General features: G+C 41.9%; 15 protein-coding genes. All 15 read left to right on the top strand.

Annotated features, from left to right (window positions below; translation table 11 throughout):
* Positions 1-16: 16 nt before the first annotated feature.
* Positions 17-139 (top strand): hypothetical protein, encoded by a 123-nt coding sequence (locus tag RHS_RS31995; RefSeq protein WP_395022421.1) that lies wholly within the window; start codon positions 17-19, stop codon positions 137-139.
* A 1,044-nt stretch (positions 140-1,183) separates the two neighbouring features.
* Positions 1,184-2,008: a purine-nucleoside phosphorylase gene (locus RHS_RS25615; RefSeq protein WP_047834778.1), complete on the top strand. Its 825-nt coding sequence runs from the start codon at positions 1,184-1,186 to the stop codon at positions 2,006-2,008.
* A gap of 217 nt (positions 2,009-2,225) precedes the next feature.
* Positions 2,226-3,446, top strand: a complete 1,221-nt coding sequence (locus RHS_RS25610; RefSeq protein WP_027293102.1) for a BMP family protein — start codon at positions 2,226-2,228, stop codon at positions 3,444-3,446.
* A gap of 5 nt (positions 3,447-3,451) precedes the next feature.
* The gene (locus RHS_RS25605; RefSeq protein WP_047834777.1) at positions 3,452-5,029 is read left to right on the top strand and encodes an ABC transporter ATP-binding protein; all 1,578 of its coding nucleotides are present in this window, start codon (positions 3,452-3,454) and stop codon (positions 5,027-5,029) included.
* The gene (locus RHS_RS25600; RefSeq protein ID WP_047834776.1) at positions 4,992-6,089 is read left to right on the top strand and encodes an ABC transporter permease; all 1,098 of its coding nucleotides are present in this window, start codon (positions 4,992-4,994) and stop codon (positions 6,087-6,089) included. The genes RHS_RS25605 and RHS_RS25600 overlap by 38 nt, the downstream gene beginning before the upstream one ends.
* Entirely contained in the window at positions 6,089-7,048 is a 960-nt protein-coding gene (locus RHS_RS25595; RefSeq protein WP_027293103.1) for an ABC transporter permease, read from the top strand. The genes RHS_RS25600 and RHS_RS25595 overlap by 1 nt, the downstream gene beginning before the upstream one ends.
* 72 nt (positions 7,049-7,120) lie before the next feature.
* Positions 7,121-8,389 carry an amidohydrolase family protein gene (locus RHS_RS25590; RefSeq protein WP_027293104.1) on the top strand — a complete coding sequence of 423 codons (1,269 nt, stop codon included), beginning with the start codon at positions 7,121-7,123 and terminating at the stop codon, positions 8,387-8,389.
* 236 nt (positions 8,390-8,625) lie between these two features.
* Positions 8,626-9,381 carry an alpha/beta fold hydrolase gene (locus tag RHS_RS25585; protein ID WP_027293105.1) on the top strand — a complete coding sequence of 252 codons (756 nt, stop codon included), beginning with the start codon at positions 8,626-8,628 and terminating at the stop codon, positions 9,379-9,381.
* A 206-nt stretch (positions 9,382-9,587) separates the two neighbouring features.
* On the top strand, positions 9,588-9,920 hold the full coding sequence (locus RHS_RS25580) for a helix-turn-helix domain-containing protein (protein WP_027293106.1): 333 nt from the start codon (positions 9,588-9,590) through the stop codon (positions 9,918-9,920).
* Between the two features lie 105 nt (positions 9,921-10,025).
* Positions 10,026-10,757: a LytTR family DNA-binding domain-containing protein gene (locus RHS_RS25575; protein ID WP_044289226.1), complete on the top strand. Its 732-nt coding sequence runs from the start codon at positions 10,026-10,028 to the stop codon at positions 10,755-10,757.
* Positions 10,754-12,058: a GHKL domain-containing protein gene (locus RHS_RS25570; RefSeq protein WP_047834775.1), complete on the top strand. Its 1,305-nt coding sequence runs from the start codon at positions 10,754-10,756 to the stop codon at positions 12,056-12,058. Before RHS_RS25575 ends, RHS_RS25570 begins: the two co-directional genes overlap by 4 nt.
* 468 nt (positions 12,059-12,526) lie before the next feature.
* Positions 12,527-13,555, top strand: a complete 1,029-nt coding sequence (locus tag RHS_RS25565) for a LacI family DNA-binding transcriptional regulator (protein ID WP_027293109.1) — start codon at positions 12,527-12,529, stop codon at positions 13,553-13,555.
* Positions 13,556-14,038: 483 nt separating this feature from the next.
* Positions 14,039-15,067 carry a LacI family DNA-binding transcriptional regulator gene (locus RHS_RS25560; RefSeq protein WP_044294167.1) on the top strand — a complete coding sequence of 343 codons (1,029 nt, stop codon included), beginning with the start codon at positions 14,039-14,041 and terminating at the stop codon, positions 15,065-15,067.
* Between the two features lie 55 nt (positions 15,068-15,122).
* Positions 15,123-16,085, top strand: coding sequence for a hypothetical protein (locus RHS_RS25555; RefSeq protein ID WP_044294169.1), 963 nt, complete (start codon positions 15,123-15,125; stop codon positions 16,083-16,085).
* Between the two features lie 16 nt (positions 16,086-16,101).
* Complete coding sequence (locus RHS_RS25550; RefSeq protein ID WP_027293112.1) at positions 16,102-18,165, top strand: glycoside hydrolase family 36 protein; 2,064 nt, start codon at positions 16,102-16,104, stop codon at positions 18,163-18,165.
* Positions 18,166-18,209: the final 44 nt, after the last annotated feature.

Raw genomic sequence — 18,209 nt, 5'->3', positions numbered from 1 at the left:
TTTGTAGATGTAGGTAGTGTACGGAAAGATGGGAGTGGGAAACTTGTATGGACTCCGTCAACTAGCCGCAGAACTGGTATTTTCTAACCTTTCCGAAGCGCTTTTTGGCGGCACGCGGGTATTCACCGAGAAACCCTGATGCATTTCTCGGTTCAGTACCCGCTTAGTATCCGATGGGAGCCAGTCGAATACTATCCGCCAAAAAACACTCCGGAAAGGTAAGTAAATACTCAGCTCTGCTCTACGCTTCCTCCGTCCATTCAAGTTTCCCACTCCCATCTTTCCGAGATTCAGTTTACTGCCACAAAGCTGGTTTTCTCAGCCTGGTGGAGACCCCTGGGCTGTGGCAGGCTGTTCTTTATTGGATGCAGCGTAGTATGTTTCGGCTGTTTAAGCGTAAAAGGAGATGAAAGTTTGCTACTTTTTCTGGAATGAAGAAACAAATCACTGTGATAAGTCCAGTTGCTTTATGTTACTCGTTCTCAGCATGATAGATTCCCTGGGTGTAGATGGATGTTCTTTATTGGGTGTAGAGCGGTATATTTTGACAATTTATGCATAATAGAAGATGAAAGTCTATTCCTTTTTCTGATTGCAGAATATAAAACAAATCCCGTTCTCAAGATCAGTTGCTTAACGCCAATATTGTTCAGCATGCCACAACCTCATGGTCCCACCACGCTGAGAAAACCAGCTTTGTATCAACGAATGCTATCTTGGAAAGAGAAGGGGGCGAGCCAGGATATTGATTTGGAAGGCGTATAGCAGAGCTGAGTATTTACTTACCTTCCCAGAGTGCTTTTTGGCGGATAGTATTCGACTGGCTCCCATCGGATACTAAGCGGGCAGTGAGCTGCGAAATGCATCAGGATTTCGGAGCGAATGCCCGCGTGCCGCCAAAAAGGGCTCTGGGAAGGTTAGAAAATGCCAGTTCTGCGGTAAGCCTTCCAAATCAATGTCCTGGCTCGCCCCCTTCTCTTTCCGTACACTACCTATCATTTACAAAGCGTCCTTCCTCAGCGAAACCCAAATTTAAACTAAAATTGTTCGCTCTAAATTTTAATAGGTGTGCCCCCTCAATGTCAATTGACTTTTCCACCAGTAAATCTTATTATAGTAGACAAAGGAAAATATACACCATTAAACCTGTCAATGAGTAAAAGCAATCAGTAGGAGGAAAAGCATGAATCCAGTATATGAAAAATTATTAAAGTGTTACGAAAGTTTTCGACAAAAAATTAATTTTACGCCCAGGGTAGCCTTAGTTCTTGGATCGGGACTGGGAGGCTATGGAGATGAAATCCGTGTAGAGGCAGTCCTGGATTACCATGATATAGAAGGATTTCCGGTGTCTACGGTACAGGGGCACAAAGGGAGATTTATCTTTGGATACGTGGGAGAAGTGCCGGTTGTTGCTATGCAGGGCAGAGTCCACTATTATGAGGGTTACCCAATGACAGATGTGGTGCTTCCGGCGAGACTGATGAAGATGATGGGAGCAGAAGTACTTTTTTTAACAAATGCGGCTGGCGGTGTCAATTATGATTTCAAAGCCGGTGACTTTATGATGATAACAGATCAGATATCTGATTTTGTGCCATCTCCGCTGATCGGACCGAATATTGACGAGCTGGGACCGAGATTTTGTGATATGAGCCAGATATATAATCCGGAACTACAGGACATTTTACGCAAGGCGGCAAAGGAGCTTTCGATAGATCTAAAAGAAGGTGTGTATATCCAATTATCCGGACCCAATTTTGAATCACCCCGGGAAGTTAAAATGTGCCGTATTCTGGGAGCCGATGCCGTAGGCATGAGCACGGCCTGCGAAGCAATTGCGGCCAACCATATGGGGATGAAGATTTGTGGCATATCCTGTATTTCTAATCTGGGATGTGGAATGACGGAGACACCGCTAAGCCATAGTGAAGTTCAGGAGACAGCAGACCGTGTGGCACCGCTGTTCAAACAGCTTGTGACAGAAGCAATAAAACGCATGGGTTAAATAATTCTAAAACTATTGATACCAGAGCAGGTATTTAATGATAGAGTATACAGCGTATCCGGGCACAGGAAGTGTCCGGATACGTTTTTATTAGTCATCATTCGGATAGGAGAGCCGGAGATTTTCAGGTATAAGAAATCAGATAGTGAGGAACACTAAAATCAAAAGAGCAGCATCAGATATAAGGATACTGCAGATTCTGGTTAGGAGGAGTACTTTGAAAAAATTACTATCAATATTTCTTTGTATTTGTATATTAGGAAGCGGGGCTGCCGGATGTGGAAGCAGTAAAGATAATACTGGGAGCACAAAACAGGCGGAAACAAAAGAATCAGCTGTAAAAGAATCAGCTGGGAAAGAATCAGCTGCGAAAGAATCGGCTGCAAATGAGTCATCAGAAAACACAGCGCTGAAAATAGCAATTGTTACTAGCGGGTCAGGTGTAGATGACGGAACATTTAACCAAAATATTTACAGCGGAATTCAGTCTTTTATTGAGAAATATCCGGATTCATCGGTAAAGCCGGTCCAGGAGTCTTCCGGTGACAGCGCTGCTGCAGTTACCGCAGTAGCGGATATCGCTGCGGACTATGATGTAGTGGTCTGCTGCGGCTTTCAATTTTCGCAGATTGCAGCTACGGCAGAAGACAATCCGAAAGTAAAATTTATTCTTGTAGATTCCAACCCTGCATATGAGGATGGCAGCGAAGCAGATCTTCCAAATATCTGTGCTATGACATTTGCTGAGCAGGAAAGCGGATTTATGGCGGGAATGGCAGCAGCTTTGGAATCAAAGACGAAAAAGGCAGCTTTTGTTGGTGGAATAGCCTATCCGTCTAATGTCAATTACCAGTACGGATTTGAATCCGGTATAAACTATGCCAATCAGAAATATAGCACAGGCGTTGAACTGATAGCGCTTCCTTCGTATTCCGGAACGGATGTAACCAATAAGGATGTGGGCGGAAATTATATCGGAAGCTTCGCGGATCAGGCTACCGGAAAAGTTATTGGCAGTGCATTGATCAAAGAAGGCTGTGATATCCTGTTTGTTGTTGCCGGAGACTCTGGAACAGGAGTATTTACTGCTGCAAAAGAGGCAGAGGATGTAAAAGTAATTGGTTGCGATACAGACCAGTATGATTTTGGCACTAAGGGCAGTGAAAATATCGTGCTTACATCTGCGGTAAAAGTGATGGGCAAAAATGTTGAAAAACAGCTGGAAAAGATTGCAGCTGGAGACTTTACCGGTGGAAATATACTACTGAAAGCGGATACAGATTCAACAGGATATGTGAAAGAAGAAGGAAGAAACCAGCTGTCTGAGGATTCGATTGCAAAATTGAATGAAGCTTATGCATTAATTCAAAGTGGAGAAGTCGTTCCTGCAGCAAATTTTAATAATATTACACCGGATGACTTTCCAGGGTTGAAATAACGAATATGGAATCAGAATACATCGTTGAGATGAAAAATATAACAAAGCGGTTCCCGGGAATTACAGCGAATGATCATGTGACCCTCGGGATTAAAAAGGGCGAGATTCTTGCCCTTTTAGGTGAGAATGGAGCAGGAAAATCAACGCTTATGAGCATGTTGTTTGGAATGTATGAACCCGACGAGGGGGAAATATATGTCAGGGGAAAGAGAGTCGTAATATCTTCCCCTAACTTTGCTTCCCGTCTGAATATCGGGATGGTACACCAGCACTTTAAACTGGTAAGTGATTATACAATAACTGAAAATATAATTCTGGGAATAGAACCCAGAAAATATCTTCTGGGATTTATTCCGGTGGTAAATAAGAAGGACGCCAGTGGAAAAATTGCCGGAATTTCAGAAAAATACGGACTGAAAGTTAATCCGGAGCAAATCATTGAAACGGCTGACGTATCGGTGCGGCAGCGGGTGGAAATATTAAAGATGCTTTACCGTGAGGCAGAAATCCTGATCTTTGATGAGCCTACTGCAGTATTAACCCCCCAGGAGATTCAATTTTTAATGAAAATATTAATGGGGCTGCGTGAAGACGGAAAAACAATTATACTCATTACGCACAAACTGGAAGAGATAAAACAGGTGGCAGACCGGTGTGCTGTTTTATGCAGGGGAAAGCTAACCGGGATCTTTGACGTTTCAAAAGTCAGCACCAGTGAGATGGCAAGGCTTATGGTAGGCAGAGAGGTAGATTTTACGCCACCTAAAAAAACCGCCGATTTTAAGAAATGTGTATTGGAGATTGAACATCTTACCGTAAAGAATGAGTCTGGTTTTGAGGTAGTAAAAGACGTATCCTTTCAAATACGCCAGGGCGAAATTTTTGCCATTGCAGGCGTTTCCGGTAATGGGCAGATCGAAATAGCAGATGCCATAGCGGGACTGATCCGGGTGCATCATGGCTCTGTTTTACTGAGTGGAGAAGATATTACAAGATCTTCGATCAGATCCAGGGTTCTTTCCGGAATTTCTTATATACCGGAAGACCGGCAGAATTATGGTCTGGTAATGGACTTTTCCTTAGAAGATAATCTTGTTTTAAAATCCTATTTCAAAGAGCCATTTTCAAAAAGAGGGGTATTGCAGCAGCTATCGATACGGAGCCATGCAAAGCACCTGATTGAAAAATATGACATCCGGTGCAGCAGAGGAAGCGTGACTAAAGTCCGTTCTATGAGCGGAGGAAACCAGCAGAAGGCGATTATTGCCAGGGAAACCCAGAGAGATGCATCACTGCTGATATTCGTACAACCTACCAGAGGGCTGGATATCGGTGCAATTGAACGAATTCACAGCCTGATTCTTAAAGAGCGGGATAATGGAAAAGCAATATTGCTTATTTCTCTGGAACTGGAAGAAGTAATGAACCTGGCGGATACCATAGGGGTTATCTATAATGGATCGCTGAACCGGATTGCGGCAGCAGACCATTTGACCTCAGAAGAAGTGGGGCAGTTTATGATGGGAGTGAAGGGAGGCAGGCAAAATGAAGAAACAGATCGTTCCCTTAAGGGAAAAGGATAAGTTAGGGACAGCTGTAATCCCGGTAGTTTCCATCGCTGTCAGCTTCCTTGTATGTGCAGTTGTACTGCTGATCTTAAAGAAAAATCCAGTGATGGTTTATGGAGATCTGTTAAAGGGATGCGGTATACTCCCAAAAGAAAGCTATGCAGGTTCCAAGAATATGCTGACGGATTTTACCAGCTTTTTGAATGCATGGACCCCTCTGCTGTTTTCGGCATTGGCAGTTGCCGCAGCCTTAAAAGCTGGTCTTTTTAATATTGGAGTTTCAGGGCAGATGCTGGTATCCGGCTATCTCGCCACTGTTCTGGTAGGATATGGCGATCTGCCTGCAGTTGCAGCCAAACCCCTTGTGATTGTAATAGGCATCATAACAGGTGCTCTTATAGGAGGGATGGTAGGGAGTCTTAAATATCGTTTTGGCATAAATGAAGTAGTATCCACTATCATGATCAATTATATTGCCCAGTATGTGATCAGTTTCTTTATTAATACATTTTATATCAATCCGGTATCCCGTCAGTCTAATCCGGTCAGCAAAGCGGCGAGGCTGACATTGATGGATGTTACTGCAGGAAATATCAGGATTGACATACCGCTTGGCATTATACTTGCAGTTGCCGCCGTGGTATGGATGCGCTTTTTCTTTCAGAAGACGACATCCGGATTCGAAATAAAAGCAGTTGGTGCCAGTCGTACCGCAGCCAAATATGCCGGAATGAATGTTGGAAAAAACATGGTGCTTGCAATGGTTATTTCCGGGGGGCTGGCGGGTTTGGCGGGCGTCACGTATTATCTGGGGTATTTTGGCTCTATTGGTCCAAGGACTTTGCCATCTGCAGGATTTGACGGTATTGCTGTAGCATTGCTCGGTGGAAATCAATCGATAGGTATTTTTTTCTCTTCCTTTCTCATCTCCATAATCAGCAAAGGAAGTACTTATATGAGTTCGGCATCTGGTGTAGAGGCTGAAATTGCATCTGTAATCACAGGGCTGATTCTGCTGATTTCTGCATGTAATGCTTATTTCTCACACCGGCTAAGCAAAATGGGAGGAAAGTGATGGAAGGGATAATTATAGATGGACTGTCATTTGCACTGCCCCTGTTTGTCATGGCAATTGGAGGGATTTACAGTGAAAAAAGCGGAATAACCAATCTGGCATTGGAGGGCTTGCAAGGTTTTGGGGCATTTTCAGGAGCTTTGGCGGCTGTATTTGCCATGTCTTATTTTGGGGCTGAGTCACAGATAACTTTTTATATTGCATTGGCATGTGCTGTTGCCGGAGGTATTGTGTATTCCATGCTTCATGCGGTTTTGTGTATTCGTTTCCGTGCCAATCAGGTAATCAGCGGAGTGGTAATGAATATACTTGCCATGGCGCTGACATCTTTTATGACGAAACAGATAAACAGCAGTATTTTCTCCAGTCCCTCCGATAAATTTGTACTCGGGGTATCCAGCCGTTTTAGCATACCGCTATTATCAGAGATTCCGATAATTGGAGCAGTGTTTCAGGATATATATCCGTTTGAGATTATTATACTGGCAATTATGGTTTTGGCATGGTATATTCTATATAAAACAGGTTTTGGTATGCATCTGAGGGCGTGTGGAGATAATCCACATGCAGTTGACGCTGCCGGAGTTGATGTTGAAAAGGTGCGTTTTCTGGCGGTCGGCATATCGGGAGCCCTTTCTGCGGTGGCTGGAATCAGTTTTGCATATTCCATATCTGCTAATTTTTCATCGGGAATTTATGCCGGATACGGATACCTTTCTATAGCGGCAATGATATTTGGAAACTGGAGAATCATTCCCACCTTAGGAGCCTGTCTGCTTTTTGGCTTTGCCAGATCAGGAGGATATCAATTGGTCAGGGTTTTGAATATGCCGGGTACTTATTCTGATCTGGTGATGATTCTGCCTTATGTCCTTACGCTGCTGCTGCTGGTGTTCTTCTCCAGGCATAACCATGCGCCGCGGGCTTTGGGCGAAATATATGATAAAGGGAAACGGTAATTTAACGTTATTAATTTAAATGAATAAAATAGCAGATGAATTTAAGAAATGATGAAATGGGGGAAGAGACACATGAATATACGTTTATATAATGCAAGAATTTTAACACTGGCAAATGGATTTGAGATTGAACGTGGGGAAGTACATGTTAAAGGCAGTTTGATTTCATATGTAGGAGAGGAAAAAGAGAACAGGGAAAACTGGGACAGGGAAATCAACTGCATGGACAATTTACTGATGCCGGGATTTAAGAATGCACATACCCACTCCGGGATGACCTTTCTGCGCTCTTTTGCAGATGATATGCCGCTGCTTGACTGGCTGCATCAGCAGGTCTTCCCTATGGAGGCGAAATTAAATGCAGATGATATATACCACCTATCCAAGCTTGCCATTATGGAATATCTGACAAGCGGAATAACTGCTAATTTTGATATGTACCTTACTCCGGATACTATAGCGCAGGCATCTGTGGACTGTGGTTTTCGAACCGTCATGACCAGTGGATTAAACGACTTTACCCAGTCGGTGGAGCTGATGGATGAGTGGTATCGGAAATACAATCGTTATCATGAATTAATCAGTTTTCAAATTGGATTTCATGCAGAATATACCACGTCCAGAGAATTGTTAGAAGGAGTGGCAGATCTGGCCGGGAAATATCAGGCTCCCGTTTATACCCATAATTCCGAGAGTCTTTCTGAAGTTGAGGGATGCATGGAACGCAATCATATGACGCCTACTGCTTATCTTAATCAGTTTGGGATGTTCCGATATGGAGGGGGAGGGTACCACTGTGTGCATATGACGGAAGAAGATTTACAAATCTTTCAGGAACATGGTATGTCAGTCATAACCAACCCCGGCTCCAATGCTAAACTGGCAAGCGGAACAGCCCCCATTAAAAGAATCCTGGATCTGGGAATCAATCTGGCGATAGGCACAGATGGCCCGGCAAGCAATAACTGTCTGGATATGTTCCGTGAGATGTTCCTAACTACCGGATTAGCCAAACTCAGGGAAAATGATGCGTCCGTAGTAGATGCCAATCAGGTACTCTATGCAGCGACCGTTGGCGGCGCAAAGGCAATGGGATTAAAAGATTGTGATACCTTAGAAGAAGGAAAACTGGCGGATCTGATCCTGATTGATTTGAACCAGCCCAATATGCAGCCTATAAATAATATAACAAAGAATATTGTATACAGCGGAAGCAAACAAAATATTAAGCTGACTATGGTAAATGGGAAAGTGCTGTATGAGGACGGGGAGTTTCATATTGGTGTGGAGGCACAGGAAGTGTACGATAAAGTCAGACAGATTACGGAAAGTAAAAAATAATTTATGAATAAAAAATACAAACACAATTAATAAACTAAAACGAATAGCCAGGACGAATAGCCAGGACGAATAGCCAGGACGAATAGCCAGGACGAATAGCCAGGACTAATAGCCAGGACGAATAGCCAGAACTGATAGCCAAAAACGAATAAACAAAAACGAATAGCCAGAACTAATATCCAAAAAACGAATAAACAAATAGAATAAATAACAACTAAATTTAACGGAGGAAACATATGCCATATTTTATATTTCGAGACAAGAAATGCTGGTACGAAGAAAATGGGGAGGGATATCCCCTTGTGTTACTGCATGGTAATACCGCGTCATCCAGGATGTTTGCAGAAGTTGAAAAATTGTACCGAAAGAATTTTAAAACCATCTTGATTGATTTTCTGGGGCATGGAAAATCAGAACGGGTGGAAGAATTCCAGACAGATTTATGGTTTGACGAAGCGATGCAGGTAATAGCATTTTTAGAACAAACCGGCTATCAGAAGGTAAACCTCATCGGAAGCAGCGGTGGTGCCCAGGTTGCAATTAATGTTGCGTTAGAGCGGCCGGATCTGGTAAATAAAGTAATAGCTGACAGTTTTGAAGGGGACACCCCTTTGAAGGCATTTGTAGAAAATGTTATAGAAGACAGAGAAGCATCCAAGCAGGACGAAGGTATAAGGGGCTTTTATATATTTAACCATGGAGAAACCTGGGAACAGGTAGTAGACTGTGATACAAAAGCGATCCATGATCATTACATAGGGAACGGGAAATTCTTTCACAGGCCTTTATCAATGCTTAAGGCAGATATATTATTTACAGGAAGCCGCGAGGATGAGTTTGCAACGCCTCAATTTTATGATGATGTGTATCAGGGACTGATTGAGAAAATTGGGCATGGCAAAATAAAGCTCTTTGAAAAAGGCGGACATCCTGCACTGTTGTCAAACGGGCAGGAATTTTATGAGGCAGCATGTAGTTTTTTACAAGAATAGAGAACGCATAAAAAAATTTTAATGCCAACAGCTTAGTTCTGTATGGGAGAAAAGGTTTTTACTATAATCATTACATGGATTTTTTGCAAAAAATCAATGAATAGTTATATAAAAATATAATTATTAGAATGATTTAAACTTATAGTCCATTATAATTTTGCCGTATCTTGCATAAAATAAAGTCAAATGCAGGAGGGAAGAGCAATATGGTAGTGGATTATATCGAATTAGGAAAAAGAATCAAGAAGATTAGAAAAAGTAAAGGCATTACCCAGGAACAGCTCGCGGAAAACATTGGCTTATCTACACAATATATCAGTAATCTGGAAACTGCTAAGTCGAAAGGCAGTCTGGAAACAATCGTGAAAATAGCCAATATTTTCGAAGTCTCCGTGGATGAACTTTTATGTGACAGTGTCAAGAAATCGAGAGATTTTCAATTGAATGATATTACGATGGAAATGCGTGATTGTACTAACAAAGAGATGAAAATGATATTAAAAGTAGTAAAAGCGTTAAAGGGAGGGATGAGAGAATAAACAGAAAGCCGTATGTGTAGAGCGTACGGCTGTTTTTATATATAGTTTAAAAAATTGATGAAGTACATCGGTTGCAGGATAAAGTGTGGGAATGAGATAAATACTATGGAGAGTGCAGTTATGGTTAATATTGCAGTTGTAGATGACAATGAAAATTGTGCGGATTTGATAAAACAGAATATTATTAATTATTTGAACAGCGAGAGGATAGAGAAAAATGTAGAAGTCTTTGGGAGTTCTAAGCAGTTATTATTTGCTTTAGGCGGTAACAAAAGTTATCAGATCTATTTCCTGGACATAGAGCTACCGGATATGGACGGTTTAACACTTGCAGAAAAATTAGTCAAGCAGAGTGTTGAATCTTATATTATATTTATTACTTCGCATTTTGAAGTGGTTCTGGATGCTTTCAAGGTGAGGGCATTTCGTTTTATCCCCAAAGAAATGCTGGAAGAAAAGATTCCGGAAGCTCTTGAGGCAATTCAAAAGGAACTCAGTCTTCAGGCCGAAGAATACTATATTATTAATACGGAGCTGCGGTTTGAAAAAATATTATATCGGGATATCATCTATATATTCAGGGATGGCAAGAATGCTGTATTTGTAACGAAAACAGGCAGCAGGCATGAACGGAAGAGCCTTCGCCAGGTATATGCAAAATTGTCGCCAAGGGATTTTGTTTTTATTGAAAAAGGATATATCATTAATATTTTTCATGTAGTTGGTTTGATGGGCAATGTTCTGGAAATGGAAGGCCGGATTAGTCTGAAGGTCAGCCAGTCCAGGCTGAAGGAAGTAAAAGAGAAAATACATACGTTCTGGAGGTATTATAAATGAACATATTTCTGGAAGGAATGCAATTTCTATTAACAGCGGCAGAAATACAGCTTTGTTTGAAAATGATGGGGATCTTCTTTGATAAAAGAGTATCCGGAAAAAAATATAATGTATTAATAGAGATCGTAACGATCTTCGTTGCGGCTATACTGGTTATGAACAGACGGGTTCTTTTATTTTCAAGATGGGTTCTGCTCCTGACGATCTTACTGGTCTTTCTTTCCGGATTTTTGCTGTACCGGCAGAGTATTATACAAATTTTTACAATCTCTGCAATTTTCAATATTGGTCTGGCTTTGTCTGATCTGATGAACATATATCTGGTAAGCATTTTGGTCAGACGGCCTGATTTTGGGATTATAATTGATAATGATTTAAGTGTCAGCAGGGTCCTTATTCTGCTGTTTACAAGAGTGGGAGCATTTATTTTATATAAACATTTAAAAGGTCTGTTTGTAAGGTCGTCCATTCGTATCAGCTATTATACAAAGGGACTCCTTATGCTTAGCGGGATTGGATTTATCGGAGTATCAAACTTTCAGAAGGTTTATGCAAATGAAGTCAGTATGGGATTTATAGCTGACTGGTTTTTGTTTTTGGCTCTGATTCTTATGATTGCTATGATATTTGGACTTTATGTAATGTATCGGAACGAAAAAGAAAATACCAAGATGATACTTATCCGAAACCAGCTTTTGGAAGACAGCTGGGGTGATTTGAATCAGATGTACCGCGATAATCAGAAGATTTTTCATGATTTAAAGAAACATGTGAATATTATGTACCGGTATATGAAGGTGGGAAAGCAGGAAGCTGCTATGGAGTATATGGAAAGTATTATTGGTCCGGTAGAGGCATTAAACGAATGTGTATGGTCGGGTAATCAGATTATAGATTTAATCTTGAATTACAAAAAGACAGAGGCTATACATAAAAATATTCATATGAAATGTAAAGTAGAGAAATTGAATAAGGTTATGGTAAAAGACAATGATATATGTGTTATTCTGGGAAATCTGCTGGATAACGCCATTGAAGCGTGTGAATTAGTCCATTATGGGAAGAAATGGATTTCTGTGGAAATATCACAAAAAAACAGACTGCTGTTGATTTCTGTTAAAAACAGTATGGAAGTTCAGCCAATAAAAAGAAATGGACGGTTTGAGACCGGTAAAAAGGACAAGAAACTGCATGGCCTGGGGATGGAAAGTATTCAGTCGGCAGCGGATAAATATGGAGGTTGTGTGGAGTATGAATTTGATGACAAAATATTCAGGGTTTTTGTGACTTTATTTTTCTAAAGCGTGTCTCAGAATCCTAAGTATGTGGTCAAAAAACCTATCGTTAACGGACATCGCAGGACAATATTAAGAAAATGTGTTATGATTTCCCCATAGCAAGCAATGGTATATAAGAACGAAGGAGGAGATTAATGACAAGAAATGGATATCGGGGAATTTTGGGAGAAAATGTGTGTACCCGATAAGAAGTGTGAGTGAAGAAAAGTTAGTGGGAAAATTCCTGACGCTGTAACAGAAGGCAGCGGTTCAGGAGAAAAATGAATGTAAAGGTAAGGCAGAAGCATGGGAGAAAAGCTTTTGCCTTATTTTTCTCTGGATTTTCAGGAATAATGTAATTTTGAACAATGCCATTTCAATAAAAATATGGAATTTTGGAAACGGATAAAGTATAATGGAAATGCAATCCGGTATTTTCCGGCATTGCCTGTCGGATTTTGGATAAAACATAGGATGAAATGAGGAAATCGGATGGAACGTGTGACAATGAAGGACATATCAAGAGAAGTGAATGTCTCTGTAAATGCTGTTTATAAGGCTTTGAATGGGAAAAGCGGGATTAGCCAGAAAACCAGGGAAGCCATTTTGAAAAAAGCAGATGAGCTGGGGTATCAGGTGAACCGTGCTGCGCAAAGTCTGGCACGTAAGCCCATCTGCATCGGAATCATTGCAACTGAGGAATGGCCAGAATATTATAATAATTTAAAAAAGGGTATACAGTTGGAGTTGGAGCAGCTGGCTGATTATAACATTTTGGGGAAATTTTATACGATTTCAGCACCCTATACCAAGGAGAAGGCCATGCAGGCAGTTTCGGATTGCCTGGACGATCAGGTGGACGCTATTATTGCCTGCTCCTTCCATCAGGATGCAGGCAATAAAGGATTTGTGGAAGCCATGAATAAGCTGGCTGTTCCGGCGGTGGCATTGGGGTCCGGTTTGGAGGGATTTAACTGTCTGTGCTGTGTAAAGGTAGATACCTATACTTCGGGAAGACTGGCAGCGGAACTCATGAGTCAGATAATACAGCCGGAGCAGGCTGCGGTCGCGTTTATTGGAAATAAGGATTTTGCGGAGCATAAAGAGAAAATGTCGGGCTTTTTGGAAGAAGCTAATGATAGAGGTATGAAGGTTGCAAGTGTCTTTGAAACACAAGATGATTCGCAGATTGCGTATTATTTGACGGATAAGCTTCTGGAGAGCGGTTCCAATATCGGCGGAATTTACATCGCAACGGGCAACTCGGTTGCCGTTTGCAAATGCCTGAAGGATCACAAGGTTAAAAATATTAAGATTTTGGGAACGGACGTTTTTGAAGAACTCAGAAGTTATGTGAAGGATGGAACCATGAGCGGAATCATATTTCAGAATCCTGTAAAGCAGGGCAGATATGCCGTGAAAATGCTTTATCGTCATTTGGTTGAGCACGCGGAGGTGGAAAAGGAGCTCTTGATTGCACCCCAGGTTGTATTGAAAAGCATCATTGATTACTATTCTTGAATATTATCCGAATGAGAACACTTATATCTATGAAGTAACATAGGTATAGGTGTTTTTTATTATAGGAAAAATGCACTCTTTAAACTGTATGAATAAAAAAATGGATGTAAAACCATATCTTAGTGCTAGAGAGAAAATAACTATATACAAAATGCATAAAAAGTAAAAGGTTTTTCTGGATATATTCACAAATATACCATAACATAATCAGGTATAAGAAAAAAGTATTAAACATAATGGATAAAATAAATAAAAAAGACTATTGACATACGAAAAAGTATATAGTATTATGTGCTTAAAGGATAAACGTTCACCCTGTAAAAAAAGAAAAAAGTATAGACTAATACAGTTTATAAGAAGATTTATCTAAAAAACGAGTTAAATACAGAAGAAATTACTTTGTATAAGTGAAAAACTGTTATATAACGCATCATTTAAGCGACGACAATAAGATAAACGTTTATCCAAGAAACGAGGATTAAAATGCAGCGTGTAACAATGAAGGACATATCCAGAGAAATGGATGTCTCTATCAATACGGTGTACAAGGCTTTGAACGATAAAAAAGGAATCAGCCAGAAAACCAGAGACATTGTTCTAAAGAAGGCGGATACTATGGGGTATCGGGTGAACCGTGTGGCACAAAGTTTGGCACGGAAGCCAATACACATTGGAATCATTACAACAGAGGAATGGCCGGAATATTATAATGAATTAAAGAAAGGTGTACAGCGAGAGCTGGGGCAGCTAGCGGACTATAACGTTTCGGGAAGGTTTTATACAATTTCAGCACCTTATACCAAGGAGAAAACCATGCAGGCGGTCACGGACTGCATGGAGGATAAGGTGGATGCTATTATCATATGCTCCTATCACCAGGATGCCGATAACAAGGGCTTTGTGGAGGCGGTGAATAAGCTGGCGGTTCCTACAGTGCTGCTAGGTTCCGATTTGATGGGCTTTGAACGCTTGTGCTGTGTGAAGGTGGATACCTATGTCTCGGGAAAGCTGGCAGCGGAATTTATGAGTCGTATTGTACAGAAGGAGCGAACAGTAGCGGTTTTTATCGGAAATAAGGACTTTGTTGAGCACAAAGAAAAGCTGGCAGGCTTTTTAAAGGAAGCGGACAGCAACGGCTTGGAGGTGGAAGGAGTTTATGAAACACAGGATGATCCTCAGATTGCCTACTATTTGTCTGAAAAGATTTTAAAGGGCAGCGAAAGTATTGGCGGTGTGTATATCGCAACGGGGAATTCGGTTGCGGTATGCAAATGTTTGAAGGACAACAATATCAAGAATATTCAAATATTGGGAACCGATGTTTTTGAGGAGGTCAGAAGCTATGTAGAGGATGGGACGATTAGTGGAATTATATTCCAGGATCCCATAAAGCAGGGAAGATATGCCGTAAAAATGCTTTATCGCCATTTGGTGGGACAGCTGGAGGTGGAAAAAGAGGTTTTAATTGCGCCCCGGGTTGTTTTGAAAAGTATTATTGACTATTATTTATAGTTCCCCAGGTTCTGTTTATTCTGTGGGTACGTTGAGTGAAAGGGAGGAAGTGACAATGGGGATATTGACATATGGCTCCTGCTATAAGGATAAAAAATCCGTTGTAATAGAAAATGATTGCATAAGAGCGGAATTTTTACCAGGGTGCGGAGGAAAGATGGTTTCCCTGGTTTACAAGGAAAAACAAAAGGAATTATTGGTGCAGGCACAGTCCTCTGCTTATAAGGAATATCACTATGATGGGAACTATGTTGAGGCAGAATGCAGCGGGTTTGACGACATGTTTCCCACCATAGACCCGGTCTACTATGAGCAGTATCCCTGGTCAGGAATCAAGCTGCCGGACCATGGGGAGATATGCAGCCTTGAATGGGATTATGCAATGGAGGACAGTTGTATTCGCATGTGGGTATATGGTGTCCGGCTTCCCTATCGGTTTGAAAAGGAAATCCGATTTTATTCTAAGAGCCGCCTTTCTATTAGGTATCGGGTTTTGAATCTCAGCCAATTTGATATGGATTTCCTTTGGGCGGCACATGCAATGCTTGAATCGGAAGAGGGAGCGGAAATATTGCTGCCAAGTATGGAGGATCCCAAGCTGACTTGTGTGTTCGCATATGATGCCGGGTTTGGACTGTACGGAGACAAAATGACCTGGCCGGTGACACGGCGGCGGGATGGCAGTATTCAGAATTTGAGCACTACCCCTGCAATCCGGGAGGATGGAAATAATTATAAAATTTACTTTGACCATACTCTGGGGGAAGGTTGGTGCGCCTATCGATACAATCAGACCGGTATGAAGCTGACCATGTATTTCCCGGTAGAGACTGTTCCGTATTTTAGTATTTGGGTAAATGAGGGAAGCTTTCACGGATATCATAACATTGCGTTTGAGCCCTGCACTGGGGCATATGATCGGATAGATCTGGCTAGAATGCATAAGCAAAACAGTGTGCTTCCTGCAAAAGGGGAATATAAGTGGTATCTTAGTTTTGAAGCAGAATCAATAAGATAAGAGAGAGAGGAAGATTATGTCTTACGAAAATTGTCTGAAAAAAATAGGAGCATCTCAACTTCCGCCGTTTACTATTCAGTATGGACGGAATCAGCTGGATAACATTGACAAGGAGTGGAAGTGGAAAGACGAAATTGCCTGGCAGGATAGTGACAGAATCCTACACAAAAGAGTCTATGTATCAGACGATGGGCTGATTCGGCTCACCTGTGAAATGACTGAATTTTTGAACAACAATGCAGTGGAATGGATTCTTTATCTTGAAAATATTGGAACTTGTCATTCGCCTGTAATCTCCAACCTTTTGCCGCTGCATATGAATTTGACAGTGGATCCAGACATCATTCCCTCGGTTCTGTATTCTAAGGGCTGCTTCCCGGAGGCGGGAGTGGACAACTATGCGCTGCGCAATTATCCGTTGAAGCCGGGTAGAAAATTTCAGATTGACAGCCCCGGAGGCAAGACAATAGAATCGATTCCGTTTTTCAATATCTGTCAGAATGGCCGCGGCTGGATTGGTGCGGTGGGCTGGGCAGGCAGCTGGATCATATCTGCAGAAAAGACAGGAGCTGATGAAATAGAACTGAAGGCCGGCATGAATGAGACTAACATTTCCCTTAAGCCAGAGGAAAAGATCAGAACCCCAAGGATTCTGCTGATGCCATGGGAGGGAGAGTGGATTGAGGCTCAGAACAGTCTTCGCAGACATAATCTTATTTATCATACACCCCATTACAACGGAAAACCGGTGGAGGTTCCCATTTGCCACGGCGGCTGGGGCGGCCTGAAGGAGGAGCATGCGCTGGAATTGATGGATAAGATTCAGGCAGAAAATATGCAGTATGATGCTTTTTGGATGGATGCTGGCTGGTATGGACCGGATCGTGAGGAAGACGAATATCAGGTATTTGGCGAGGAAGACTGGTTTTTGTATACCGGTGACTGGCGGATCAACAAAACAGCCCATCCCAGAGGACTTAAGCCAATCAGTGATGCGGCTCATAAACATAACATGAAATATCTGCTTTGGTTTGAACCGGAGCGTGTAGTGGTGGGAACACCCATCAGTAAGGAGCATCCGGAGTGGATTATTGGAGATAAGGCTACGAATTTTGGTGGACATAAGGATCTTCCCTACGTTCGGTTCGGACTGTATGACTTCGGCAATGAGGAAGCTAGAAAATGGATGACAGATATGATTTCCAGGACGATTTCGGAGATTGGAATTGACATTTTTCGTCAGGACTGCAATGATTCAGGTTTGGCATATTATTGGAACTCTGTGGATACACCGGACCGTAGGGGAATGACCCAGATCCGTTATGTGGAAGGGCTGCTGGAGTTTTGGGATGAGCTAAGGCGTAGGCATCCGGATTTAATTTTCGACATTGTACAGAGGGGAGACCTAGATACGATTACCCGTGCAGTGGATTTATCCCGTTCAGATTATCCCATTGCCCCAGATTCCGATCCCATAGGCAATCAGATTGCAACGGAGGGATTGTCTTTCTGGCGTGCTCATTACGGTACCCTGGTCACCACCATACCGGAGGATACCTACCATATGCGAAGTGCGTTTTGCCCCGGAGTAGGTTTTGCCATAACAGATTTAAACGGTACAAGGGAACAACTGGGAGCTTTTAAAGAGCGTGAGTTTCCGTTCTCTTGGGCACGCTCCATTATGAACCAGCTCCGCCGTGCAAGGCCATATTATTACGGTGATTATTATCCACTAACGATTTCGGGACTGAATCAGGCAAAGTTATTTGGAGGTCCTTGGGCATATGAAGAAAATGTATGTTCCTTTGAGCGAACTGACTGGTTTGCTTATCAGATGAATCGTAAAGATCTTGAGGAGGGCATGGTAATGGTTTTGAAAAGGCCGTTCAGCGCTTATTGCACAGCACAGTTTGTCCTGCGCGGATTAGAAGCGGAGGGAATGTATGAGATAGAGGATGTAGATACGGAAGAACGGATATGTAAAAAAGGCTCAGAGCTGTCAGAGACAGGACTTGAGATTACAATTTCTGAAAAACCGGGAAGCAAGTTGTATTTCTATAGACAAATGCAAGAGGAATAAAATCGGCAGGAGAAGCAGGAAAGATGAAAGTATGATTAATCAAG

The sequence above is a fragment of the Robinsoniella sp. RHS genome, assembly GCF_001029355.1.
GTDB classification, from domain to species: Bacteria; Bacillota; Clostridia; order Lachnospirales; family Lachnospiraceae; genus Robinsoniella; species Robinsoniella peoriensis.
This window is presented reverse-complemented; position numbering and strand designations above follow the sequence as displayed.